Origin of the sequence: Streptomyces niveus (genome assembly GCF_001723055.1) — a bacterium.
In the GTDB taxonomy this organism is placed as follows: Bacteria; Actinomycetota; Actinomycetes; order Streptomycetales; family Streptomycetaceae; genus Streptomyces; species Streptomyces niveus.
The window spans coordinates 23,578-48,957 of sequence record NZ_MDCR01000040.1; the positions used below are offsets into that span (position 1 = coordinate 23,578).

Genomic DNA, 25,380 nt, shown 5'->3' on the forward strand with positions numbered 1-25,380 from the left:
AGCACCATTTCAGCGCAAAAACATGACCCGTAACGCCCAAACCGAGGTAGCAGCACTGCCACTACGCCGCTACCTGGCCTGTCCCCGAGCGGCTTCCTCGTGGTTACTGTCACTCGCCGGGCGTCGGCATATTCGGCGGCGATTCGAGCAAGAAGCCGCTTTCAATATGCTTCCGGATCAATTCCCGCAGCGCGCGGCCACCGATTAGCTGAATACGGTCGAAATCTTGGGCAAATTGGATGCTGGATCTTGAGAATTCCCCGTTCGTGATGACTATTCCCTTGCCGACATCCCCTTCGCGCATGGACTGGGCAAGCCGGCGGATGACCTCGCCATCAACGACCCTTCGGACATGCTTAACCTGAACCATACTGGTTACACCAGCACCTTGGTGCGTAAGCACCGCGTCGATTCCTGCATCATGTCTCGCATCAATAGACGCCGACCCTTCACCCATCGCCTCAAGAAGGCGGAGAACCAATCTCTCGAATCGGATTGGGTCCATCGCGTCAAGATCAGGAATTAGGTAGGATTCGGAAATTTCCGAATCCGCAAAGGGATCCCATACGCGAACAGTGCTGTCGTACCCGATGGTAGCGAGAAGGCTATGATTCCCATTCCTATCGATGGCAGCCATGGCCAGAATCTTTCGCGGATGGATGGTGATTAGTTTGCGGCCATCAGTGGATTTGGCTCGAAGATTCCAAAGCCGCACAGCGCCACTATAGTCAGCCGTTGCTAGGCAGCGCCGACCGGTAGAATCCACGAGGGCAGTCACGGCCCGTCCGGGGTAAGTGCCGGTCCGTTGAGGCTCTCCGACTGGAGTCCCCTTCATAGCGTCCCGGATGTGAAATTCTCCGCTATACCCCGTAACCACAAGACGCGGGGGCTCGTTCACTTCCAAATATTCCGTCATAGACAGCACTTCTTTTCGACGGATGGAGTATCGAACTCCGGTAAATCTTCCGTCGGTTGATTCCCAAAGGCGCACTTCCCCGCCATAGTTAATCGTCGCGAGTAGTGGAGTTTTCGCATGCCTTGGGACTGCGGCGATTGCCACGATCCCAGGTGTCTGCACCGTAAATGGCTCGCTGACCGTGGAGCCCGTCGCCGGGTCCCACGTTCGCACTTCTCCATCCGGTCGGCTGTAAGTGACAAGGTGCATCCGCCCATTACTGGTAGGAACCGAAGCCATTGCCACGACACCGCTGGGGACCGGAAATGAGAAGCGTTCCTTTTCCTGCTGCTCCCCTGCGCCCGGAAACGCCCGCGAATTGGTATTGGTCGCTTGCCGTTCAAGGTCGCTCCCAGCGAAGCTGTCCCGTACATGCACGACCGTCGCAAGGCTCTTGATGTTGGCCGGCAAACCACGCTCCCAGAAAGCCGACCGCGCGGTGGCCACCATGAAGACTGGCCCCCGCCGTCGGGCGTACTGAGCGGCAGGGCCGACGTCCCCAAACTGCTCCAGGTCGTCCAACCACACCACGGTACGTGGGCCGATTAGTGCTATGCCTTCTCGAAGGTCCTCAGCCGTAGTAGGTGCCCACACAACCCACCCGTCCGGCATCGTGCGCACGGCCTCCCATGCCGAGCGTGTCTTTCCTGCCCGCTCGTCCCCCACGAGAACGACTAACGTGACTTCTCCTGCATCGGATCGACTGACGATGTCCCGCAACTGAGCGTCGTACTCACGCTCTATGTAGGCTGGGACTTGATCCGACAGGTCGCCCACCGGCATTACCGCGTGTACGCCTAGCTGTAGCGGCCGCTCCGCAATCGACGCCGCCCGCGGCAAGGCGGACTCTGCGAAGGGCATCGCTCGTGGTCCAATGCTTCGCTCTCCCGTTCCCCCGGCTGTCGTACGCGTCGCTGGGAATTCACCACCTAATCCTCCTGCGAGGCGTTCGACGTAGTGCGCTACCTCCCGCCGGACCAGTTCCTGAACGGCGGTGATGTCATGGCGTAGTTGGGCACCCAACAGCGCCTCGCGCACACCGGGCAGGAAGTGAAACTCGAAGCGCGCCATGTCAAGCGTGCCCTGTCCTTCCTGCCACTCTTCAAAGAGGCCGCCCAGCGCGACCTCCGCTATATGGCCGTGGTCCGAGTACGGCAGCATGGCCCGGCGTACGAGTGTCATCACGGGAAGGGTCAGTGGTACTGCGGACAGATAGCCCGCCAACTCCTGAGCTGCGGGTGACGCGTTCTCCTGGAAACGACGCAGGGCCATCCCACCGGGCTCTGGGGTAGCAACAAACGCCAGAGTCGGGGCTGACACACTATCCCTGCCCGTCCGGCCAATCGTCAGGCACGAGAGTCTGTTCCACCGGCCCTCGCCCGCTACCAGCGACGCCAGCGCACCCAGCCCCAGCGCCGACGCCTCCACTATGGGAATCGCAATGCTGTCCACGAGCTCCTTCTGGACACGGCTCCTAGAGCTCGGCCTGGAACGCCCACCGCGTGGAGATGCCTCGGCCAGGCGCCACGACACGTTAGGCGCCGCCGGCCGCGCGGCCCGTACAGTCGCACCCGCTGGGGTCACCGCGCCTCGGGCCCACAGTCGGCGCGGAAGCACGTTAAGGAGAGCCAGCGGGCTGTGTGTTGCCCACTGGCGCAAGACTCCCTCAAGGCTGCCAGCGTTCCAGCCCTCCGCTACCGTGTCCGTGACTACCAGTACCAGCCGGTGTCCGGACGGATCGGCAACTTCTTGAGGGCGGCGCGAGTCGCCGCCGTTCACCCGTGCGACAGTCGGTACGCTGCCTGCCTCAGTACCGCTCAGGAACCACACTCGTACGTCGCGGAAGATGCCAGTCTGTGCGATGGTGCGTGACAGCTCGCTGACCAGGTCGTGCCAGAGAAGCATCGAGTGATGCGTGTCGATGACCAGAGCAAGGTCGAGCCAACGACCGCGCTGTGGCTTCAGTATCGGCACCACCATGCCCTGCTCGGCAGTGCTGTTGACGCTGAGCTCCTCGTCCAACTCAGTCGTGGTGACGCCAGGTGCGGTCCGGCGGCCAAGTGGACGCAGCGCTCTCATAACGCCGAGGGGGTTCTCGAGGGCCAGAGCGCGCCGAACCTGGACGGCTTCGCCTCGCCGAGCATCCGAATTGTCGCCACTCGTGTCTTCTGCGGGCGTGGCGCTGTAGTACCGTTCGTTGGCCTGAGGATCACCGTCGTCTCGGTCTGGCATGCTCGGCGACACGGTCCCGTGTTCGGCATCCGGCTCTCGTCCGTCGCTAGTGCGGGCCGGATGCCCCTCGGCACTGATGTGCGTTGCTAACCACAGGATGTCGGCCAGTTCCTCATGTCCGGCGTCGGCACCCGCTTCGACCAGCGCTGCGAGCAATTCCTCGATCACGGAAGAATCCTCACACGGACGAGGGGCCGCTGAGCCGGTGCAGCACCGTCTCCAGGAACTGTGTGCGCTCGTTTGGGTCGACCCATGCCCCCTTCAGGCGCAGTTGAACGGCATTTAGTAGTTGATCAGTGGCGAGGTCACCATCCATCCGTCGGTGGATGAACGCTTCGAGGAGTTCCCTGTAACGCTCGTCCGATGTGCAGTCCAGTCCCAGCCGCTGCCGCACGATCTGCGTCAACTTCTCCTTTCCTGGCGGCTCCATGTGCAGTCTGATACAGCGTCGCAAGAAGGGCGGAGGAAAGTCACGCTCACCGTTGCTGGTGAGGACGACGATGGGGAAGGATCGGCACTGCACCCACCCGCGTTCCACCCGTACCCGCGCCTGCGGATCGTCCTGCGTACCGATCCTCACCTCCGGCTGTTGCGCCGCCACCCGGACCAGCTCAGGGATTTCGAAGGCCCCCTCCTCGAAGACTGTGAGCAGATCTCCGGGCAGATCGATGTCACTCTTGTCGATCTCGTCGACGAGCAGCACACGGGGCCGGTCTTGCGCCAGCAGCGCAGTCCCAAGCGGCCCGAGGCGTAGATACGGTGCGATGGACGGGTCCAAGGATGTGGTTGGTGCCTGTTGGAGGTTGCGCAGATTGGCATCGTGGAGCCTGCCGATTGCGTCGTATTGGTACAGGCCATCACGCAAGGCGGTGCGACTGGTGATCGGCCAATGCAGTACGGGACCGAGTTCCAGGTCGGTTGCGATGCTATACGCGAGCGTGGACTTGCCGAGGCCCGGCTTTCCTGTGACAAGCAGCGGTCGGCGCAAGTACAGGGCTGTGTTGACTGCGTCCTTCTCCGCCATATCCGGCACGTATCCAGTGCCCCGGCGGTGCGTCTCCCGCCAGGCCGAACCATCGGCTCCCGGGGGCGTGTACTCCGGATCTTGCACGCCCGTGAAGTCACGCCACGGCGGCCGCTGTTCAGCCAGCCGCATATGCCGCTGCTGGATAGTTCCCGGGCCCTGGTAAATCCACCATTCCTTTGCCGTCATGACAGCGGCCGCCTTTCAGGTACGCGTTCGGGGTCGTCCCACATCAATGCCAAGGGGAACGAGGACCGCTGCACCCCGTCGGCGGGAGCTCCGGGCAAGGGAATCCGCAGTGTCCTCAGCAACGCAGGGAGCCGACCAACATCCATTCCGTTTGCTCCCGCAAGCGTGGCCACCAGCCCGCCACGGTCCAGCACCGCATGACCGCGGCGTGGCCAGACGGCAATTGGTACGCCGGCGTCCAGCACGGCGTCCAGCGTGTCCAACAGGCGCTGCTGGGATACCTCGGCCAGCACGCACACGGGTGGCTCAGTGGCCTGTAGAAAGACGCCGAGAGCGTCACCGACGTCGCCGTCGCGCAGCTCGCGCACGGCCTTCGGGTCAGTCCCTCCGTGAGCCTTGAACCACTGCCACTTGCGCCGCCAGTGCTCCCCTGCCACGCCATCGCGTTCGCCGGGACAGCGCACGAGGACCTCGTAGTGGCAGCCAAGCTCGATCTCCTTTCCTCGCCTTCCAATGGACAGCCGCCAGCACTCGAACTCCTCCTCTAACAGACCGTAAGGCACATGGAACTCGATGCGCGTCGCTCCGCCCGACTGATCCGCGAGCAACTGTCTAGCCAACCGGTCTTGCACCTCCGACATGGCCAGCGGACGGTCCGACTCACAGACCGCTTCAAAAACGCCTTCTCGGTAGAGCCAAATCCTTACCCAGTGGGCGCCGTCGCTTTCAGTGTCTTCCGTGAGCCGTACATGTAGACCTGCGGGTTCGGGATCTGGCTGGGGTGGGGCAGGGATGGGAGATGAACCCAAGCGTTCACGGGTATCGTCGACCCAAGCGTCAGCCGCTTCAGCCCATGGCAGCTCGGGAGAACATGCGGCGAGATAGCGAATGAAGGGCAGCGTCAGAGGCATGTTCCGCTGCCTACCCTGTCGGGCATCAAGGTCGTGAATGATAGCCATCAGCCCGCCGGGCGGCAGGCCCCGGTGCGCGGGGAGCACACAGCCGGTGATGTCGAAGGCCCAGCGATAGCCATCGTAGGTATGAGCAGGCGTATCTCGCCCGTGCAATAGCGCTCCGAGTTCCTTCCAGCCAATTTGGTCTAGACGCGGAGCTCCAGGTCCCGCGAATTCGGGATCGGTCCAGCGATCGCCGAAGATGGTAGAGCCGCTCCAATCGCGGTCAATGACGAACTGCGGGAACTGCCAGGCAAGCCCCTTGGTCCGCAGCAGCTGAAAGTCAGCCTGCAAGGAACGGGCAATGCCGACGAGTCCGTGCACACTCTGGTCCAGGGTGTTCTCGTTAAGCCGACGCATCAGAGTGTCCGTGAACTGGCCAGCGCCCCGGTCAGCGAGGTTTTGTGCGACCTCGCCAGCGTGTGAGGCGTAAAGCGTGAATTGGCGGCGCCCTGGGTCTGCCGGGCGTGCTCCATAGTCCATCTCGCCGAAGGCTAACTTACTTGCTCCACGGGCATCGACCCGGCAGGCGTCACCGATAGCTATCTGTCTGCGGAAGCGGCCGTCAGCCGATCCAGCGCCTTTCCACCACCGCATCGCTGCCTCCAGGTTGAGATGCGCAGTCCAGTCACGGGTAGCGTCCGCATAAGGGAGGAGCATCTGGTGGGTCTGGTCGAGGTAGCCGTGTCCGGCCCAGTAAATCCACAGCAGATCGCCGTCACACGCAGGAAGCTCCTTGAAGAGGATCCGCTCGACGTTGTCCTGGGTGGGCGGGAGGTAGATGTGTCGCGATACTTCCCGCCGAGTCCGGTCAAGAGGCGAGAGCAGCAGGTTCACCTGGTGGTCCGGGACGCCGGCGGGGCCAGTAAGCCAGTCGGCGAACCTCACGGCGTCGCGGGCCGCGCCGGGTAGGTCCCACCGGTGGCTGATGCCGTACGACTCGATGCCTACCACGAGCGCGAACACACGGTGCGGGTCGATCTGTTCATGCCCGTCGGTGGTCACCGTAGCGCCTCGACCTCCTCTGCGATCCGGTCGTACACCGCATCGAGCTTCCAGTACGCGCTGTGACAAAGGGGAAATGGCTGCCTGCTGCTCACCTCGTGGTCGATGACGCGGGGGTCGCCGGGGAAAACTGGCTCGGCTCGATATGCGAGGAGGTCCTTGCGGTCGAAGACATTGAGCCAGCGAGGGAAGCCGGGCGGCAGACTGGCGGTCGGCGGCAGTCCGGTGAGGGCACCCAGCTCGTGCAGAAATGGCGCCTGCGAGCCGACGGTCACCAGCAATCGCGCCTCTGGCAGCGGTCTCTGGTCGACGGCTGCGAGGGCGAAGAGATCCACGAGTGCGATGCCACCCAAGCTGTGACCGATCACGACAGTTGGCTCGGGACTCGCTGCGATTAGGCCCTCTAAGTAGTCGCGGAGGGGGCGGCCACGGGCCTGGTACCGCAAAATGTCGCCGAGCGCTGGTACGGATCCTGTAGTCAGCGGCGCGCGCCAGTGATCGAGTGCGGGCTGGGTGGCCAACCGAAGGGCAAGCGTGCCGAGTGCGGCGGCAGCCCGGCCGCCCGGGAAACGCCCAGCGCCACCCAGCATGGCGCCGACCAGGTCCACTAGCCGGTCGCGCTCGTCACCGGTACACAGAGCCTCGTCCCCGGCTGCGTTCAGAGCCTGGGCAACAACCGAGCGGGCCACGGCAACTGCCAGTTCCCGGACGGCGGGGGCCTCGTGCACCGTTTCGCACGCGCCAGCAAACTCGCCGGTGCCAGCAACGGTAACCAGCGCTTCCGAGTAACTGGCCTCGATGCCCATGGACTCGAGCAACGACGTCAGTTCACTGGACGTCACGTCGCCTTGCAGCTTGGCGAGCCGATCGGCGATCTCCTCACCTGCGGCTCGGACACCCGGCATGCGCAGGCCGTCGTCCTCCGCAGCGAACTCAGCCAGCACCCGCAACTCACAAAGTGGGTCTATCAGCAGCAGGAGCCACTCCGCAGTCTCCTGGTCGAGCGGGCTCGCAGCCAACGTGCCACGAGTACCGTCAAACCCTGGGATCGAGGCTCCACCCGCGCTGAATTTCGCACCGAAGGCGTCGCCCCAGTAACAAGGCACCAGTTCTGCATCAGGGAACCGTGCGGTCAGACCCGAGGTGACAAAGCTGGCCAACTGGTCGTAGCGCTTACGGCGCACGCCAGTCCCGTGAACGAAGATGAACCGCATGCGGACCAGCCCTCCCCCATCGCGCAGTCTGCAGGAAGGACAATATCTGCTGAGCCGCACGAGCAGGTGGAAATCAGCGCTGCGCATGTGCCGCAGGGCCTGACCCTCGCCAACACCTCCGATCTCGCCCGGCGGCGACGGACCGTCCTCGTCCGCGCCGCACTCACCCGCCTGCCCGCCGGGGACCATCAGCGGCTCACCGCCTACAGGACCGGCACTCACACCCCTCTCCCCACCGTCATCAACCTCATCGACGCCTCCGGCGCCGCCGCACACTGCACCACGCTGATCACCCGCCTCCACGCACAGAGCCGCGAGAACATCAGCTCCGACCCCGAACTGCCGCCCGCCGTACGGGCCTCCCTTACCACCACCTGGGACTACATGCGGAGCCTCTACGACACCGCCTCGCCCATCAGCCGGCTCTACCTCGCCGCCCGCCCGGACCTGAACGCCGCCGCCTGACATTCGCCCTCCGCAACGCTGGCGGCCACGGCCCTGCCCGCACGAGGTCGACAGCTCCCCCGACCCCGGCGACCCGACGGTCGCCGGGGTCCACCCTGTCCACCGCGCGCAGCCATGATGAGCAGACCGCGCCCGCCACGCCCGCCTGCTTGGCCTCGACCTCTCCCCCGTCGCGGTCTTCTCTACGACCGAGCCGGATTCCGCACCGATGCACTGGAGTCCACCGGCCTGAACTGCCGCATCGCCCACGGCCGTGCCTTGACCCCGGCGGTCGGCTGATCCTCACCCGGGCCCTTCGGCACGGCGCCGAACCCGTCTGGGAGACCGAGGCCCACGCCGCCGGTCTCGTCCTGGAGCACGGAGACGAACGCCTCCACGAACCGCTGGTGGGAACGGCTGTACCGGCTGTGGATCGGCCACGAGCAGGAACTCCGGGCCGAACTCGGCGACGTCCAGGCGGAGAAGACGCTGCGTGAGGCTGCCCACCCTTCCCGGCCGCCGCGCCGTCCTGCTGACTCTGCGCCGCCCGCTCGCCGCACCGGCCGCCACTGGCCCGCACCGATACGATGTCCGGGCCTGGCTCCCGCCCCGGCCAGAGCGTTCCAGCCGATGAGAGGACCCCGCGGTGAGCCAGCAGCACCCCCCGGCTCGCGCGGCGGTCTTCTCAGCCGGATCCTGGGGTACGGCCATGGCCAAGGTCCTGGCCGACGCCGGCACCAGCGTCCTCGTCCACGCCCGCCGCGACGAGATCGCCGACGGCATCAACACCCGTCACCGCAACCCGGACTACTTCGGCGACGTCGAACTGCCCGCCTCACTGCGGGCCACGACCGATCCGCCCGCCGCTCTCCACGGCGCGGACTTCCTCGTGCTGTCCGTCCCCGCGCAGGCTCTGCGCGCCAGCCTCACCGGGTGGGCGCCGCACATCGCCGACTGCACCGTCGTGGTGTCGCTGATGAAGGGCATCGAGACCGGCACCGGCCTGCGGGCCAGCGAGGTCATCGCCGAGGTGACCGGGATGCCCGCTGACCGGATCGCGGTGCTGTCCGGGCCGAACCTGGCCCGCGAGGTCGTCGACGCCCACCCCGCCGCCGCCACCGTCGCCTGCCCCGACGAGCACACCGCGCGCCGCGTCCAAGACGCCTGTCTCACCCCGTACTTCCGCCCCTACACCAGTACCGATGTCATCGGCTGCGAACTCGGTGGCGCGGTGAAGAACGTCGTCGCGCTGGCCGTCGGTATCGCCGCCGGCATGGGCCTGGGCAAGAACACCGCGGCGATGCTCATCACCCGCGGCCTGGCCGAGACGACCCGGCTCGCCGAGGCCCTGGGCGGCGACCCGGCCACCCTCGCCGGCCTGGCCGGGATGGGCGACCTCACCGCCACCTGCTCGTCGCCGCTTTCTCGTAATCGCACCTTCGGTCAGCACCTCGGGCGCGGTCTCAGCGTCGCCGAAGCCGTCGCCGAAACCCGGCAGACGACCGAAGGCGTGAAGTCGGCCGAGGCGATCCTGCGCCTCGCCGACGATCACGGCATCGACATGCCGATCACCGCTGTCATGTCCGCGCTGCTCACCGAGAAGACCGGCCTCGACGACGCGGTCGACGCGCTGATGCAGCGCCCCGCGAAGCCCGAGCGCTGACCCCTGCCGCCCCGCACCGGGGCGCGCGCCCGCACCGTCACCTCCCGTACGGAGGCTCCGCCATGCCCCAATCCGTGCTGTCCGCTGCCCAACTCGCCGCCACCGCCGCCATCGATCCTCGGCTTCACCGCCAGGCGGCCCGGCCTGGGCTTCCGGTGGCGGATGTTCTGCCGTGGCCCTGCGGTCCGACCTGGGGGCCGGGGCGGTGTCGCCCGTTCGGGAAGGGCGTGGCAGGAACGTTCCCTCGTCGATCAGGAGGGGTGGCGATGCGGGCGTTTTCTCTCAACTCCGCTGTGATGCGTGTCACTTGATGAATGGATGAGCGTCGGAACGCACCCGTGGGCTTCGCGTTTGGCCTGATCGAGGGAGGTTTATGGATGTTCGTTCGATCGAGGAAACTACGTAGCGTCGCCATTCGAGATCATCGGGTAATTTTTTTCTTCGTGCCGGATGAGTGATCCGCCCCGGATCTCGACATCGTGAGACCTGAGAGCCAACTGGCTCCCGGCGCTGCCGTGTTGCGCGCCGCCCTCGATGAGGAGGATCCACGATGACCCTGCATGCCGGAGGCCCATGTGAGTGACGACGCCGTTCACGACGGCCTCGCATCCCGGGGCACCAGCCACGGCCGGCCGGTCGAGGCGCCGCTGGCCCTGCCGCTGGACTACGAAGCCTTCTACCTCGGGCACCAGGAGTTCTTCCACGCCTTCGCGGAGATCCACCTCGGCAGCCGCCGTACGGCCGAGTCCGTGGTGCACGAGGTGTTCCTGGAGATCCTCGCCGGATGGGAACCCCTGCTCCAGGAGGGCGACCTGGAGCAGCGGACGCTCGCGGTCCTCAGCCGCCACGTGACCCGGCGGCTGGCGCAGGAGGGGCGGGAGCCGGCGTTCGTCATCAACGGGCCGATCGCGCGGACCCTGCGCGCGGTCCGCAGCGAGATGGAGATCGCACAGGACTCCAGCGGCCTGTACGAGGCGATCACCGAGCTGCCGACCCGGCAGTTCAACGTGATCGTGCTGCGCCACCTGATGGGTTACGAGACGAAGCGGATCGCGCGGTTCATGGGCCTGGACCCCCGCACCGTCGACTACCACGGTCGCAAAGGCCGCGAGCGGCTCCGCGGCCAGCTGACGGGCACCGGGCGGGGACGGACCGCCGGGGACGGCACCACCAAGAACCGAAAGGGGACAGAGCAGTGAGCAGCTCCACCATCGACGAACTTCTGGCCGACGCCTCCGTGCCGGTCTCCGCCGCACGGGAATTCGACGTCGGCGCCGCCCTGCGCCGCCTGGCCGCCGACGCCGCGCGCACCCAGCCGCCGACGCCGGACATGGAACGCCTCGCCGCCGCCGGGGAGCGCCTGTCGGTGGTCTCCCGCTGGATCCTCAACGGGCCCGGTGCCGCCCTGCACATGGCCAAGCTCACCGACGAAAGCCCGGTCGACGCGACCGTGGACGACATCGACGGCCCGTTGGTCTTCGGCTGCCTGCTCCACCTGACCGGGCACCCCGAGTCCGCGCAGTTCTGGTGGCAGCTTGCGGCGGGCGCCGGGAACCGTCTCGCCGCGTACTGCCTGCACCTGCACCACCTGTCGCTCGGGGAGACGAAGGAGGCCAGGCACTGGGGATACGAGGTCACCGAATCGAGCCCGGCCACCGGCGCCGCTCCCCCGGGCGAGGACTTCTTCCTGGGCCTGGAGGTCTTCGCCCGCTACATCCGCAACCACGGCGGCGTGTCCAGAAGCGGTGCGCCCACCGGGCGGCTGGAGATGGAGATCGACCGCCTCGCCGACGGCGCCGCCTGCATCATCGTCCGCCACCCCGACCGGCGCCTGGTCGACCAGCTCCGCGACGACGTCACCGGCCGCTGACCAGACCCGCACATGCGAAAGGAGCCCCGGCTCCGACCCCGGTTTCCAGGCCACCGGTCGGAGGGACTCCTCTCACCATGCCCCCCGCGAAGGAGAACATCTGTCATGCACGATAGCCCCAACACGCCTGGCGTATACGCCAAACCGGGCCCCGGGCCCGTACGGCGCCTCATCCACTGGATGAAGCAGCGCCGCCGGGCCGCCCTCGCGCTCGCGCTACAAGGCGCCTGCTACAGCGCGGGAACCACCGCCGTCGGCATCCTCGGCGTCTGGGTACAGCACCGCCTTTGACGTACGACGCGAGGCACGGACCGGCGCCACCCGGCGGCGCCGGTCCGTACGGCCGGACCATCCCCGCGGGCGGCAGGCCTACATCGCAAAAGCGCTTGCCCTGCCCGCTGCCCTGGTCGACTCCGCCCTCCGGCCGAACTGGTTGCCCGCCGACGTCGGAGGCGTCGTCCCGCTGGGGCCGTTCAGCACCGTCATCGACCTGCGAGAGGAACTCAACACCGCCATGGAGCCCCTGCAACGCCGCACTGTCCTCGCCATCTCTGGCGCCGCCCTCACCACGCTGGCCGCGACCTGGGCCGCCGGAGGAGGGACCATGCTCGCCGCACGGCAGGAAGGAGAGAAACTCGTCGGCCAGGACACGGTCACGCTGCTGGAGAAGACCAGCCGTGAGCTGAACACCCTGCCCACCGAACAGCGCCAGCACGTGCCCGCCCTGCTGGACGCGCACCTGGAGACCGTCACCAACCTCATCGCCCACGGCCGGTACGACCGCCCCACCCGCAAGCGCCTTCACGTACTGGCCGCATCCCTCGCCCAGACCGCCGCGTGGCACCGCTTCGACCAGGGCCACCACACCGCCGCCGGCAAGCTCTGGGCCGCCGGCCTCCACAGCGCCCGCGCCACCGACGATCCCGACCTCGGTGCCGCCATGCTCGGCGATCTCGCCTACCAAGCTGCCTGGCGCAAGGACCACACCACCGCCGCTGGCATCCTCCAGCAGGCCCTCACCCGCACCCAGCACCCCGCGGCCCGTTCCCTCCTCAACCTCCGCCTTGCCCGAACCCTCGCCGCCCAGGGCGACAAACGGCCTGCCCTGCGGGCCCTGGCCGCCGCCGAACACCACCTCGGCGCCTCTTCTACTCAGCCGCTTCCGACCTGGTGCGCGTGGATGTCAGAGGCCGACCTCGCCGTCGACTCCGGCCAGGCCCTCCTCGACCTCAAAGACGCCCGCCGAGCCCATCAGCTCATCGGCGAAGGGCAGACTCTCCTGCCCTCGGCCCGCGCGAAAACCAGGGGTGTGTTTCTCACGTACGAAGCGGCTAGCTACCTCAGGCTGGGAGAGCCCGAACGCGCGGCCGAAGCCGCCCGGGAGGCGCTCCAACTCTCGCGCCGGATCGGTGCACCGCGCTGTGAACAGCTCGCTCGGGACCTGCTGCCCGCGTTCGAGCCCCACCTGACCGCAGCGGGTGTCCCCGAACTTATCGCCCTTGCGGCAGTCTGACCCCAACCAGAACCTCACGGGGCGCGCCGCAGCAGATCACCGACGGAGCGAGCCCGGCCGTGGCCATCGACGACCTCACCGCGTACTGGCACAGCAACGGCGCTGGCCCCGACCAGGTCCGGGCCGACCTCACCGCACTGGCGACCGACCTCCAGCGCGCCGGCCTTCTCCACCGGTCCCCGCCGACGGCCCCGGCACCCCCGAGGTCCGGTTTCCCCCCGGCACCCTCGGCGGACGGCTGGGCCTTGGGCTCCGCATCGCGGTTCGTCCCGGCACAGCAGGGGCCGACAGTCCACCCTACGATCTGCTCATGATTCGTGCGGCGGTATTTGACGTTGGCGAGTGCCTGGTCGACGAGACACGTGAGTACGGCACATGGGCGGACTGGCTCGGGGTACCGCGCCATACCTTCGCGGCCATGTTCGGTGCAGTTGTCTCCCAAGGACGCGACTACCGTGAGGTGTTCGCGGAGTTCGCACCAGGTTTTGACCTGACGGAGCAACGGACGGCGAGGGCGGCGGCCGGCCGGCCCGAGCACTTCGACGAGGATGAACTCTACGGTGACGTCCGCCCTGCCCTGGCCCAGTTGCGCCAGGACGGTCTGTGGCTCGGTATCGCGGGTAACCAGACGGTTCGCGCAGGGGGGATCCTGCGCGCGCTGTTCAGCGACGACGTGGACCTGATCGGTACGAGCGACGACTGGGGAGCGTCCAAGCCGGACCACCTCTTCTTCGACCGTATCGCCGACGCGGTCCCCCACGAGGTTCACGAGATCCTCTATGTGGGAGACCGCGTCGACAACGACATCGAACCGGCGGCGGCTGCGGGGATGCTGACCGCGCTGGTCCGTCGTGGGCCGTGGGCAACGATCCAGTGGAACAGCGAGAAGGCCGGGAAGCTGCCCACTTTCCGCATCGAGAGCCTGTCCGAACTCTCCTTGTGCATCAGGGAGTTCAACGGGCGAGAGCGCTGACATCCGTCCGCCCGCACGTAGAGCTGATCCTCCGGCTGGAGCACCCACGGTTGGTCCTGCTACGGCGTAAGCCCCCTTGCCGGGCGTAGGCGGCGGTGAGAAAGCGCGGCACGAACGGCGGTCGTACAGCTCGATGTACGCCGTGAGGGCCGAGGAGCCCTGCGGTGTCCTCAGCTCGTCGACGCTTGACCTTGGAGGCTGGTGACGGCGCAGGGGGCGGCCTGGGCAGGATGTCCCCATGCGGATTCTTGTGATGGGTGGCACTTGGTTTCTCGGCCGTGGTGTCGTTGGTGGGGCTCTTGACCGTGGCTGGGAGGTGACGACGTTCAACCGGGGACGTTCCGGGGTCGACGTACCGGGTGTGCACGTGGTCCGGGGAGATCGTCAGTCCGGTGACGATCTCAAGCGGCTGGCTGCGGAGGGGCCGTGGGATGCCGTGATCGACACGTCGTCGTCCGCGCTGCCGCCCCGAGATGTCCTGGCCGGTGCACGCGTCCTTGAACCGGCGGCCGGACGCTATGTGTACGTGAGCACGGTCAACGCCTACCGGGGCTGGCCGAATGAGCCGCTTTCGGAGTCCTCGGAGGTCCTGGACGGGCCGGCGGATGCCGATGGTGAGTATGGGCGGCTGCCGGACGGCTGGGACGGGCCTGACTGGTACTACGGGCGGCAGAAGGCGGGGGCGGAAAGAGCCGCGGTCGCGGCGTTCGGGGGCGAGCGGGTATCGCTCCTGAGGCCGGGGGTGATTCTGGGGCCCGGAGAGTATGTCGGGCGTTTGCCGTGGTGGTTGGACCGTGCGGCACGCGGTGGCAACGTGCTGGCGCCAGGGGACCCGGCGGCGAGCATTCAGCCGGTGGACGTCCGGGACGTGGCGGCGTTCGCGCTCGGCCAGGCGTCGGCGTCGGCCGGCGGCGCGTACAACATCGTCGCGCCGATCGGCCGGGAGACGATGGGCGGTTTCCTGAACGCCTGCCTCGACGTGACCGGCCGCAGGGGAACGCTGCGGTGGGCACCGGATGAGGTACTGGTCGAGCACCAGGTCGAGCAGTGGACCGAGTTGCCGCTGTGGCGCACGAACGCGGGTACGTGGAGGATCGAGTCGCAGCGGGCAAGTGCTGCCGGATTCGTCTGCCGCCCCCTTGCCGAGACCGTCGCCGCGACCTGGGAGTGGCTCCAGACCGGCGCACGGCCGGTCGCCCATCCGCGTCGCGCCGAACACGGAATCGCCCCTACGAAAGAAGCTCGCATACTGTCGGCTCTGGAGGTATGAATCAGGACTCGATCGCGACGAGCCCACCGGATGCTCTGGCTGCCGGCAGGCTGACGGAATCGGCGATGCGCTCCGCCAGCTCGACCGCCTGACGGGCATGGGCCAGGCCCGGGTGCGAAAGCTCGCGTCTGGCCGCGGCCAGACGCTCCAGCAGCCCCGCCGCCATGCGCTCCTTGGGCAGGTCCAGTGCCGGAGTGAGGGCTTCCGCCGCACCGTCCAGTTCTCCCCGGAGAATCAGCGCACGCGCGAGATCGACCTGCGCCTGTGCCGAGGTGAGGGAAGACCGCTCGGCGAGCGGCATACCGGCGAGAAGGCGGAGCGCCTGCTGAGCCGCCTGTTCACCGCCGGCCGCATTTCCGGCGAGGAGGTAGCTCGTGGCGTTGCTCATCGCGACTCGGTCCTGAGGAAACGCGAACTCGCCGCCGATGTCGTCGTGGACGTCGTCTCGTTCCGGGGAGTCCACGTCGAGCGACCTCTGGATCACCGTCTCGACGCTCTTGTGATCGCCGCGATGCGCGTGGGCCCGTCCTTCGATGACGGCCAGCCTGGTAGTGGCCGTGGCACCGAGCCCCGTGAGCCCTTTCGCCTTCTCGATGTGGCGAATGGCCTCGCCTGGTGCGCCTTCCCAGTTCGCGAGATAGGCGAGCACTCCGTACGCGTATGCCTGGAGAGCCCCGTGCTCAATGTTCTCTCCGTAGATGACGGCGGTACGGGCGAACGTAGCGGAGTTGGCTGTCGAGCCGAGGTCGAAAGCGACGGCTGAGAGCAGAGCGGCGGTGCAACCTGCGGCGTGGTAGAGGCGCGCCTGCTGCCGCAGCCTCTGAGTGCGCTCCAACTTGTCCTGCGCCAGTTCCAGCAGCCGACGCCCCTCCCGGAAAACATCGGAGGGAGGCGTGCCCTGATATTGGCCCGCCAGTCGACGGACATCGGACTCCAGCTGATCGAGGCTCATATCCGGCAGCACCCGGGAGGCATTCTCCTCGGCGTGCTCCGCAGCATCGCGCGCTGTCATGTCTAGCTCACCCTCGCCTATCGGTTGTTGGCGCGCCCTCAGATTCGGCGGCTTCAACAGTTCCTCGACCGTGTATCCCGGAAACAGGTACTCCAGCACTGGCCGAGCCGGATAACCCGGATTGGAGAGCACCCCGTGCGTCTTCCACCGCCGGAACTGCCGCTCGCCGACGCTCGCCGGCCCGAGACCCAACTGATCGGCCGCGTTCGAGTACATCTGGTCGAACGACGCGTAAGGGGTCCCTTGCTCGGAGGTGATTTCTCCGAACAGTGTCCGTTCTGCCACGCCGTACCCCCAGGCCTTCCGTACGCGCCTAACACCAAGTCATACCTCTTCATGGAAACACGAGTTGAGGACGCTCATACAGAGGCGGCACGGTGATGACCGGTGATGACACGCCCGAAGCAGGCGATCACCTGCTCGCTTGACCGGATGTCCCCGAAGCACCCTTGCCATTCCGTGACCGCTCGGCCATATCGCGCATTCCGGCAGGCATTTGAATTCCTGCCTGATGGCACGGCCGTGACATGGCGATGTCCGGTACCGAGACGGCAGCCTTCCCCCATGACGCAGCGCCCCTGTTGTCGCTTTCGCCGCACGGGCATCGCACATCACGTCTTCCGCTTCTTGATCACCTGAGGCCCGCGCCCGAGGAGTCACCCATGTCATCCGGCACGCCCAACCGGCAGGTGGATACAAGCAAGCCGCACCCGGCGCGGGTCTACGACTGGCTCCTGGGTGGCAAGGACCACTACGAGGTCGACCGGGCCCTCGGTGAGCAACTGCCCGAGCTGGCCAAGCGCAGCGCCCGGCAGAACCGTGCCTTCATGCGCCGCGCGTCCGCGTGGCTGGCGCAGCAGGGCGTCGAGCAGTTCCTCGACATCGGCACGGGCATCCCGACCGAGCCGAACCTCCACCAGATCGTCCAAGGGATCAACCCGCGAGCCGGGATCGTCTACGTCGACAACGACCCGATCGTGCTGCGGCACGCCGAGGCGCTGATGCTCAGTACGCCCGAGGGCGCGACCCACTACATCGACGCGGACGTGCACGAGCCCAAGACGATCCTCCGGCGTGCGGGCCGGCACCTGGACTTCGACCGGCCCGTGGCCCTCTCCCTCATCGCGCTGATGCACTTCATCCCGAACGGCGACGGCCCCCGGGATCCGTACGCCATCGTCGGTACGTTCCTCGACGCGCTCGCGCCCGGCAGCTTCCTGACGCTCTCGCACGGCACCTTCGACTTCCACCCGGAGCTGGAGGCGCAGATCACCGGGCGTACGCGAACGGTGACATCACGACCCGGCCGCGCCCTCGCGACGAGGTGGCGCGGTTCCTCGACGGGCTCGACCTCGTCGAACCGGGCCTCGTAACAGCCCCCGAGTGGTTCAAGGACACGGACCCACCGGAGCACGAGGACAGCGCCATCTACGCCGCGGTCGCCCGCGTCCGGTGACTGCTCGTGCCCGCCCGCCCGTTCACCGACCTCAGGGAGTTCCCATGCCCTTACACGACGCGCCCACCACGACGGCCATCGCCGTTGACGCCGGCGCCACGGTGACCGCCGCGACGCCCGAGCACGCCGTACGGGTGATGGTCGACCTGGCCCGTCAGCAGGTTGAGACGCTCCTCGGCGACGGTGCAAAGAACCTGACTTCGCAGGACCTCTCCGATCACGCGCTGCGGCTGCGCGGCTGTCTCCGGCCGCTGAGCCGCGAGGTGGAGAACGGTGTGGACGAGGGTGAGCGGGTGGTGGCCGCCGTCCTCAAGGACCTGGACGCCGACGGGCCGCCGGGCCTGATGGCGCCGAAGGTCCGCGCGGTCCGCCTGGCGCACGGGGTCCAGGTGCTGCTCGATGTTCTGGATGGCGCGGACCCCGCTCATGTGCTCTACGAGCCGGACGAGTTGAGCGCCGGGGACGTACGGGTGGCGATCCGTCTCGCCCGGTCCTGGCAGGAGTCGGGGATAGCTCCTCACCCCGACTCCGTCGGTGACGTGGTCCGCCGGCTTCGGGGCGCGATCGGCATGCTGGTGCTGATAGTGGAGTACCACCGGGCCGGCCTGCCGCTGACCAGTCCCGTACGCCGTGCGGCAAAGGACCTGATGGCGGATGCCGAAGAGCTCGCGGCAAAAGACGTCCCCACGGTCCCGGTGGAGGCGGTCGCGTACGCGGCCGGTCTGGGCGAGTACGCGAACCGGCTCCTGCGCCTCGCCGAAAGCGATCAGCTGGCGCTGTTCGAGCTGACGGCGCCGGTCGCGCCACCGGTACCGATGACGAAACAACCTGCCCGTCGCGAGGGTACGGCGGAGGTGCGTTCATGACGGCCTTGGCCGAGACCGCTACCGGTGGCCGGACGCCCAAGCAGTTCTTCTGGAACGGCAAACGGGTGCCGTACATCGTGCCCTGGTCCGGGGAGCAACCGCTGCCGGGGAAGCTCGTACACCGCCGGGGGCCCGGTGGGCTTGCTCTCGGGTACGCGGACGAGATCCCCGGCGACCGGTTCAGGGACGTGCTGTGGATCCGGATGTCCGGCGGGCTGGGGAAGGGGCGGCCGAACATGCCCGGCGTGGACCCCCTGAGGCAACGGCGCTGCGTCAATCACTTCCTGTGCCAGGTCTGTGGCTGTCCCACCGAGCGGCGTGACGGACGGCATCTGTTCCTGATGCACGCGGCCGGCGGGCGAGCGATCTCCGAGGGCGAGCGGACGCAGACGCCGCCGGTGCACGGCGAGTGCGCGCGCGAGGCGGTACGGGACTGCCCCCCATCTGCGGGAATACACCGCGGCACTGGTGGAGGTTGTGGACGAGCGGCGCCGGGCGGCCGGGGGATCACCGTCCGACCAAGCACGGTGGACCACGTACCGGACAGCGGTGGAACAGGCGCTGGCCGCCGGACGTGATCACGCCTCGCTGCTCCTGCTGATCGGCACCGTCCGCGACATGCTCAAGGACCTGCGCGCCACCCATCCCCCGTGCCCCACGGTGACGGACATCGCCGAGCGGATCAAAACCATGATCAAGGCAGATCCCGCCGCCTACCCACCAGGAGCAACCCTGTCGAAGGTCGCGCTGGAGAGGGAGGTGGGAATCCCGCGATCGAGCCTCGACGCGGCTCTGGCCGATCTCCGCGCCGAGCAGGTGCTCGACCCGACCGGATCCGGCCCGGCACGGGTACGGGCCGCCAGCCCGGACGACGCGCGCCGCCTGGACGTGGGCGGGTGGCTGCGGACCCTGATCCGCACCGGCGTCTACCCGCCGCAGATTATGGCGAGCACGTCGAGTAGGCGGTCTGTATTCCCTGTTGACTTTCCAGGACCCGATAGCGTCGGCCGCTCAGCCCGGGTGGGGCGAGCGCGTGAGTTCGGCGAGATGGGCGTCCAGGCGCTGAACATGCCCTGGGAGTGCTTCGAGGAGATCCCACCAGTGGACGGCTGCGGTCTCCTCGTTGGCCTGAAAGTCGCGCGCTTCGGCACAGTGACCCGCGAACACAGCCAGGTATTCGATTCGCTGGTCGGGTGCCAGTACAAATTTGCGTAGCCGACGAACCGCAACGGTCCGTCAGGCTCCTGCCCGCTCTCCTCAAACAGTTCATGCAGAGCTACCTGACGAGGCGATTCACCCAGCTCGATACACCCGCCAGGAAGTTCCCAGGACTGACGGTACCGATCGAAGACCATGAGGACCCGGCCCGCACACCAAAGGGCGACGAGCGCCGCCGGCAGTGGCGCATCTCCCGGCGGCGTTGCCTCGTCTTCCCACGTGAACGCGAGCAAGGTGTTGCCACGGTCATCGGTTGCGAGCGGTCTGTCCTCGGAACGGGCCACGTTCAGACGCTTCCCGGCCCACCGCCTCCGAAAGCCCGCCGCTTGACCACACTCCAAGACTCCCGCGTACTGCTGCCCAGTCACCCTCACTATCGGTCGGCCCAACGAGGTCGGCGAGGGCCGGATCTGCGTGGACGATGACATCAGGGCCACCGTCGAACTGCACACCGTTCCCAACCCGGTCATCGCCGAAGCAGTCGATGCCCTCTCCGGGATCGCCCGGTTCGACGGTGCCGACGGCCCGCTGGAGGACGCCTCGCCTGGTACCTACAACTACGACGACGCGATGACCGGCGGAGAGTACGAGGGCAAACTCAGCGAGGACGGCGGCGGCCCGCGTCTACATCTCCTGCATACCCATCGGCCTCACCGTGGAGTTCCTGGACGCGCTGAGCAGCACCCAGGAGAACCAACGGATGAGGGCCACTCCCGCCTGACCGGAGAGAGGAATCAGCACCTGACAGTGCCGGGCTGGCACATTAGCGGTCCGGCACCACCTCGTTCGCGGGCGGCCACTCAGCAGCCAGCACGGACGCCCCTCATCGGAAGGTCGCTCCCGGTTACGGGACGGCCCTTTAGATGGCAATCGATACCGTCAGGATGTCGCCAGCAGCGTCCAGGCCGAACGGTCCCACCAGCTGGACCCGATACAGATCGGGTAGTCCAGAATGCTTCTTCAGCAGATCTTCTGCGTCTGCCGGCCAGGGATGATCTCCGGCGGGCAGGTGAGTGACAGACAGACTGTCGACGAATGCCCCATCCAAATCGGTCGGCTTCTGAAGCGAGAACAAGTGCACACTCTCCAAGTGCAAAGTGACCGGAGGGAGGTTCCCTTCCGCTAGAAGCCGAACCTCAAGCACATCCCGCTCCCCAGAGGCAAAGAATGACACGCCGTCAATGAAGTTCCCCTCACGCCGAGACAAATAGTCATTGAGCCGGGCACATTCGGCCGCCATTGCTTCATTCAGCACGTGACACTCTCTCCGTGAGTCTTGTTCCCATTCTGATCCCAGCGCTGAACGCCGTTCTTTTGTTAGGGCCATTGTCAATGACGCTGGTGGCTGCGGGGCAATCAGCTCCCGGGACAGCCCATGGGCGAACGGCCAGAGTCCGCACTCTCCTCCAGGCCGGGCTGTGTGCCTCGCTCGCCCTGCAACCGCTTCCGAAACTGGCCCCGCCCGCCTGCAACTTCCGTCACAGGCGGGCGGGGTAGCAACGGACGGGCCCGGTCAGCAGCCGTTGAGGACGGAGGACAGGGCGCTCTTCTCCGTGGAGTCGACGGTGAGGCCGTAGTAGTGCTTCACCTGGACCCAGGCGCGGGCGTAGGTGCACTTGTAGGCCGTGCGCGAGGGCCACCAGGTGCCGGGGTCCTGGTCGCTCTTGGACTGGTTCACGTTGTCGGTGACCGCCAACAGTTGGGGGCGGGTCCGGTCGTTGGCGAACTGTTCGCGCTTCGACGCGGACCAGTTGTAGGCGCCGGAGTCCCAGGCTTCGGCGAGCGGGACGAGGTGGTCGATGTCGACGTCGGAGGCGGCGGACCAGGTCGCGCCGTCGTACGGCGAGTACCAGCTGCCGCTCGTGGCCGAACAGGACGAGTTCGTGACCACGTTCGTGCCGTCGCGCTTGAGGATCGTCTCTCTGGTGTCGCACGTGCCGCTGATCGTGATCCAGTGGCGGAACAGATCACGGTTGTAGCCGGTGCGCGAGTGCTCCGGCGTCACCGTCAGGGACGACAGGTACGAGCGGGCCGTGGACGCGGCGATCGGGGTCGGCAGGGCTGCCTGGGCGGGGGTGGTGCTCAGGAGCGTCGCGACCGTGGTGAGGGCGGCGATACCGGTGGCGAGTACGCCACGGCGGGCGGTGATGCGCATGAGGGTTCTCCGGGGCTTGGGGACGGACATCGCGAGGAGCGCCCCTATCGTGACGGCCTCCGTTCTATGCGGGTAGACCGCGTGCGTGAAATCCGGGTGACGACACATCAACACCCGCGGTGCGCGACTCGCCCGCGACCGCGAGCAGCGCCGGAGCGGCAAAGTCGGCGGCGTGTGGGAGCCGGCGCCGCCCGTACGGGTGGTCCAGGCGCTAGGGGCGAACCGGCTTGGACGCGGGGTGCGTTGGGGAGGGCATGGACCCTGTCGATGCGATGCAGATTCCCGAGCCCGGCCTGGTCGTGTTGGACGTCACTGCCCCTGACGAGGCGACCGCGCGCGCCGTGATGGCCGTACTGGAGCGGTTGTGGGCCACGTCCGGCATCACCCCCGTGCGAAGGGAGCCCGGGGTGCCGGGGGTCCGTGCCCGCGTGCATGCGGACATCCGGCGCCCCGGAACCCCGCCCGGTCCCCTCGACTCGTCTTACGGTGCGGGGGTGTAGACGACGGCGGTGGTTTCGCACGGCCCGTCGGCGAAGATCTTCAGGGCGTCGAGTTCGCGCTTGTCGACGCTCAAATTCCAGCGGAGCTTGGTGGCGACCCATTCGCTTACGTAGCGGCACTGCTGCCCGGTGGCCGGCGGCAGCCAGTCGGTCACGTCCTTGTCCGCCTTCTGCCGGTTGGTACGCGCCGTCACCGCAACCAGCGAGCCCTCCGCGCCCTGATCGTTCGCGTACGCCTCACGCCGCTGCGCGGTCCACGCGGACGCACCGGAATCCCACGCCTCGGCCAGCGGGACCATGTGGTCGATGTCCAACTTGGCCGCGTCGGTGACCGTCTGCTCGTCGTAATAGCTGAACCAGCGCCCCCCTGACAGGGTGCAACTCCCGGAGACCTGGGGGGAGTCCAGCGCCTCGGCGAGGAGGACCTCGTTGCGGGTGTTGCACCCGTCGGCCGGATCCAAGCCGACGTTCCAGTGCCGGAAGGACGTGCGCTGGTAGCCGTCACGGCTCTCCACCGCTTCGGGCAGCTGCCCGACAGCGTCCGAGAGCATGACCACCTCGGCGTGGGCCGGGGTCGCGGAGAGAAGAGGAACGAGGACGACAGCGGAGGCGGAGAGCGCGAGGCCGCGCAGCAAGTTCTTGATCACAACCCGCAGTGATACCGGCTCCCCGCCGCCCGCCGAGCCGATCTCCGTACCCACTCCCCCGTACGGACGCAGACTTTCACCGCAGAAACGATCAACTCAGGCGCCGGTACGGGGCCGTCATCGAGCGCTAGTTCCGCATCCAAGGGTCACATCTCCAACGTCGGTGACGCCCAAGAGATGGTGAGGGCCGCGACTCCGTAACGGGGTCGCCGGCCCTCTTGCGGCGCTCGCAAAGCCGCCAACGGCCGTCCCACAGCGTGTGCGAGACTGGGTCCGGATCCGACCAGACGCACGACTTGGCTACTCCCCGCGCCTGCGGGGTTGGCCCCGCGCAGCACAACCCGACCGGTGCGAACTGGGGCGCTTCCCGCGCCTGCGGGGTTGGTCCCGGCAGGTCAGGAGCCCTTCGCGGCCGGTTCAAGAATCGCCACGCACTCAACATGGTGCGTCATCGGAAAGATGTCGGCCTTAGCGAGTCACGGAAAAGACCAGGTCAGAACCACTTTCTTTGCTCCCTACACAGCGCGAGTGCGCCCAGAGCGTCAAACGAGCGTCACGGTCGATAGCCCATCCCGGCCACGCGGGCCAGACGGGGCTGGCACGACCGCCCTCGCCGCAGACGACGCTAAGTGTTGGGCCGACAAGGCGTACCAGGGCGCCGGTCGTGCGATCCATGTCCCGATGCGCGGCAAGCACCTGCGCGGCTGGCGCCGACGCCACAATCCGATCACGCCAAGATCTTCAGCCTCGGTGAACACGCCATGGCCATCCTCAAGCCTTGCGGCTCCTGCGGAAACTCCGCTGCAGCGCCACCCGGATCACAGCCGCTGTCCGTGCCGTCGTTGGCCTCGAACTCGCCACCTGATCAGGATGGGAAGGGCTCCCTGCACCGATCGCTGGTCGGCACGGTGACGGTCCGCTCGCAGGATGCTCGTAGGCTTGCATGCCATGACGACGCGGATAGCGGGGGATCAGGTGCTCAATCCGTGGACCCGCACGACCAGGAACGCACCGTACGCGGTCCCCGAAGACCTGCCGCACTTGCAAGCCCTCGCCGGCACCCAAGTCCACCCCTCGCACGCGCCGTACCAGCTCAACCTGACACTCCCGCCGGAACCGTTCATTGGCCTCCACGACGCGCCCCTGGTCATGCTGCTGGCCAACCCAGGTGTGAGCGACGCAGACCCGGCCGCCTACGCCCGGCCCGGCGTGACCGAGCGAACCCTGCAACACATCGCGACCGCCGGCGGGACCCCCAACCACTTCCTGACGCACCCCGACAAGGACCATCCAGGACTCCGGTGGTGGTCCCGGACCCTGAACGGCCTGACGAAGGAAGGGCACAGTCACGACGAACTCGCCCGGCAGATCCTTGCTGTGCAGTTCCACGGCTACCATTCGCAATCGTGGCGGCCGATCCCGTACACACTGCCCTCCCAGTCCTTCGCCTTCTACCTGGTGCGCCGCGCCATGTCCCGTGACGCGGTGATCGTCCTCGGGCGCATCGCGACCACCTGGAAGATCGCCGTGCCGGAGCTGGCGTCGTATCCGAATGTGGTGACGCCGAAACAAAACCGAAGCGTGCAGATCAGCCGGGGCAACTTCAGCCCTGAGAACTTCGAGCGGATCGAGCACGCCCTCAAGAGCTGAGCACGCAAGGCGATGCGGTGCGCGCCCAGCGGGAGGGACGGTCAGAGGTTGGCACGCGCTTCGGCCAGCTTCACGTCCGCCGCCCGTATCTCCCCGCATGCCTGCGGGTGTCTCTGATCCATCTCCTCGAGCCGTACGGGCGACTTGGAGAGCCGTGGTCGCCTTCAGGTCCAGTTCGGCGTCGAACTCGTACGGCTTTTCGAGGTGTACCAAACTCTTCCCGCCTCTCGGTTCGACTATGACTGGGAGTTCCTCGCTCATCCAAGCGGGTTGATCGAGGTCAGCGACAGGGCGCAACCCTTCTTGGAAGCAGATTCTCCGAAGACGACCTCTGGGATGAGTGGTTCAAGCCTTACACCGACGTCGAGCCTCGGAGCACGACCCACGGATTCCGCTGCTGGCATTCGCCCCGACCCCATGACCGGAACGGGCGTCCAGTCCACTCGACTGAACGCCCGTCCACGGCGTCCGGCTCGACTACTCGCTGGTGCCCTTGCATGCCGGGAACGGGCAGGTCGGTCGCGACTCCACCTGCATAACGAATCGAACAGGTGACCCGATGCACGGGACC

The 25,380-nt window shown here is 67.2% G+C and carries 19 protein-coding genes and 3 pseudogenes; 13 read left to right on the plus strand and 9 right to left on the minus strand.

Annotation, left to right across the window (positions count from 1 at the left end):
• Positions 1-109 precede the first annotated feature (109 nt).
• Genes BHU15_RS38065 through BHU15_RS06100 form a run of 4 tightly spaced genes read right to left on the minus strand, consistent with a single transcriptional unit; the run spans position 110 to position 7,572 of the window.
• Complete coding sequence (locus BHU15_RS38065) at positions 110-3,355, minus strand: SAV_2336 N-terminal domain-related protein (protein ID WP_079127936.1); 3,246 nt, start codon at positions 3,353-3,355, stop codon at positions 110-112.
• Between the two features lie 10 nt (positions 3,356-3,365).
• Positions 3,366-4,400: an AAA family ATPase gene (locus tag BHU15_RS06090; protein WP_069626229.1), complete on the minus strand. Its 1,035-nt coding sequence runs from the start codon at positions 4,398-4,400 to the stop codon at positions 3,366-3,368.
• Positions 4,397-6,358 (minus strand): VMAP-C domain-containing protein, encoded by a 1,962-nt coding sequence (locus BHU15_RS06095; protein WP_069626230.1) that lies wholly within the window; start codon positions 6,356-6,358, stop codon positions 4,397-4,399. The genes BHU15_RS06090 and BHU15_RS06095 overlap by 4 nt, the downstream gene beginning before the upstream one ends.
• On the minus strand, positions 6,355-7,572 hold the full coding sequence (locus BHU15_RS06100; RefSeq protein ID WP_069626231.1) for an RBBP9/YdeN family alpha/beta hydrolase: 1,218 nt from the start codon (positions 7,570-7,572) through the stop codon (positions 6,355-6,357). The genes BHU15_RS06095 and BHU15_RS06100 overlap by 4 nt, the downstream gene beginning before the upstream one ends.
• Before the next feature lie 66 nt (positions 7,573-7,638).
• Here BHU15_RS06100 and BHU15_RS06105 point away from each other — a divergent pair, with 66 nt between their 5' ends.
• The 8 genes and pseudogenes from BHU15_RS06105 (at position 7,639) to BHU15_RS06150 (ending at position 15,305) form a co-directional block, all read left to right on the plus strand.
• Positions 7,639-8,037 (plus strand): hypothetical protein, encoded by a 399-nt coding sequence (locus BHU15_RS06105; protein ID WP_141726777.1) that lies wholly within the window; start codon positions 7,639-7,641, stop codon positions 8,035-8,037.
• A gap of 625 nt (positions 8,038-8,662) precedes the next feature.
• Positions 8,663-9,679, plus strand: coding sequence for an NAD(P)H-dependent glycerol-3-phosphate dehydrogenase (locus tag BHU15_RS06115; RefSeq protein ID WP_079127937.1), 1,017 nt, complete (start codon positions 8,663-8,665; stop codon positions 9,677-9,679).
• Positions 9,680-10,254: 575 nt separating this feature from the next.
• A complete protein-coding gene (locus BHU15_RS06120; RefSeq protein WP_255293036.1) occupies positions 10,255-10,878 on the plus strand; it encodes a sigma-70 family RNA polymerase sigma factor in 624 nt (207 codons plus the stop codon).
• On the plus strand, positions 10,875-11,549 hold the full coding sequence (locus BHU15_RS06125; protein WP_069626235.1) for a hypothetical protein: 675 nt from the start codon (positions 10,875-10,877) through the stop codon (positions 11,547-11,549). Before BHU15_RS06120 ends, BHU15_RS06125 begins: the two co-directional genes overlap by 4 nt.
• 105 nt (positions 11,550-11,654) lie before the next feature.
• Positions 11,655-11,840 carry a hypothetical protein gene (locus BHU15_RS06130; protein ID WP_069626236.1) on the plus strand — a complete coding sequence of 62 codons (186 nt, stop codon included), beginning with the start codon at positions 11,655-11,657 and terminating at the stop codon, positions 11,838-11,840.
• Between the two features lie 58 nt (positions 11,841-11,898).
• Positions 11,899-13,062, plus strand: a pseudogene (locus BHU15_RS06135) (NsdA family TPR-like regulatory protein); the annotation flags it as partial.
• A 310-nt stretch (positions 13,063-13,372) separates the two neighbouring features.
• Entirely contained in the window at positions 13,373-14,035 is a 663-nt protein-coding gene (locus tag BHU15_RS06145; protein WP_069626238.1) for an HAD family hydrolase, read from the plus strand.
• 238 nt (positions 14,036-14,273) lie between these two features.
• Positions 14,274-15,305: an NAD-dependent epimerase/dehydratase family protein gene (locus BHU15_RS06150; RefSeq protein WP_171908325.1), complete on the plus strand. Its 1,032-nt coding sequence runs from the start codon at positions 14,274-14,276 to the stop codon at positions 15,303-15,305.
• Between the two features lies 1 nt (position 15,306).
• Here the strand turns inward: BHU15_RS06150 and BHU15_RS06155 are convergent, their stop codons facing one another.
• Positions 15,307-16,602, minus strand: a complete 1,296-nt coding sequence (locus BHU15_RS06155) for a tetratricopeptide repeat protein (RefSeq protein ID WP_069626239.1) — start codon at positions 16,600-16,602, stop codon at positions 15,307-15,309.
• Positions 16,603-16,979: 377 nt separating this feature from the next.
• Here BHU15_RS06155 and BHU15_RS06160 point away from each other — a divergent pair.
• The 3 genes and pseudogenes from BHU15_RS06160 to BHU15_RS41115 all read left to right on the plus strand — a co-directional run bounded on the left by BHU15_RS06160 (position 16,980) and on the right by BHU15_RS41115 (position 19,854).
• Positions 16,980-17,773, plus strand: a pseudogene (locus BHU15_RS06160) (SAM-dependent methyltransferase).
• A 44-nt stretch (positions 17,774-17,817) separates the two neighbouring features.
• Positions 17,818-18,639 (plus strand): DUF6415 family natural product biosynthesis protein, encoded by an 822-nt coding sequence (locus BHU15_RS06165; protein WP_069626240.1) that lies wholly within the window; start codon positions 17,818-17,820, stop codon positions 18,637-18,639.
• 549 nt (positions 18,640-19,188) lie between these two features.
• The gene (locus tag BHU15_RS41115; protein WP_069626241.1) at positions 19,189-19,854 is read left to right on the plus strand and encodes a hypothetical protein; all 666 of its coding nucleotides are present in this window, start codon (positions 19,189-19,191) and stop codon (positions 19,852-19,854) included.
• Between the two features lie 35 nt (positions 19,855-19,889).
• Here the strand turns inward: BHU15_RS41115 and BHU15_RS42095 are convergent.
• The 3 genes and pseudogenes from BHU15_RS42095 to BHU15_RS06180 all read right to left on the minus strand — a co-directional run.
• Positions 19,890-20,327: pseudogene (locus tag BHU15_RS42095) on the minus strand (hypothetical protein); the annotation flags it as partial.
• A 389-nt stretch (positions 20,328-20,716) separates the two neighbouring features.
• Positions 20,717-21,112 (minus strand): hypothetical protein, encoded by a 396-nt coding sequence (locus BHU15_RS06175; protein WP_141726778.1) that lies wholly within the window; start codon positions 21,110-21,112, stop codon positions 20,717-20,719.
• 258 nt (positions 21,113-21,370) lie between these two features.
• Entirely contained in the window at positions 21,371-22,012 is a 642-nt protein-coding gene (locus BHU15_RS06180; protein ID WP_107422794.1) for an HNH endonuclease family protein, read from the minus strand.
• Between the two features lie 254 nt (positions 22,013-22,266).
• On the opposite strand from BHU15_RS06180, the gene BHU15_RS41125 reads away from it, so the two are divergent.
• The gene (locus BHU15_RS41125) at positions 22,267-22,512 is read left to right on the plus strand and encodes a DUF6207 family protein (protein WP_069626244.1); all 246 of its coding nucleotides are present in this window, start codon (positions 22,267-22,269) and stop codon (positions 22,510-22,512) included.
• Here BHU15_RS41125 and BHU15_RS06190 read toward each other — a convergent pair.
• Complete coding sequence (locus BHU15_RS06190; protein ID WP_069626295.1) at positions 22,494-23,159, minus strand: HNH endonuclease family protein; 666 nt, start codon at positions 23,157-23,159, stop codon at positions 22,494-22,496. The two genes, BHU15_RS41125 and BHU15_RS06190, sit on opposite strands and share 19 nt — an antisense overlap.
• A 948-nt stretch (positions 23,160-24,107) precedes the next feature.
• Between BHU15_RS06190 and BHU15_RS06195 the strand changes: the two genes are divergently transcribed.
• Positions 24,108-24,809, plus strand: coding sequence for a hypothetical protein (locus BHU15_RS06195; protein ID WP_255293037.1), 702 nt, complete (start codon positions 24,108-24,110; stop codon positions 24,807-24,809).
• Positions 24,810-25,380 lie beyond the last annotated feature (571 nt).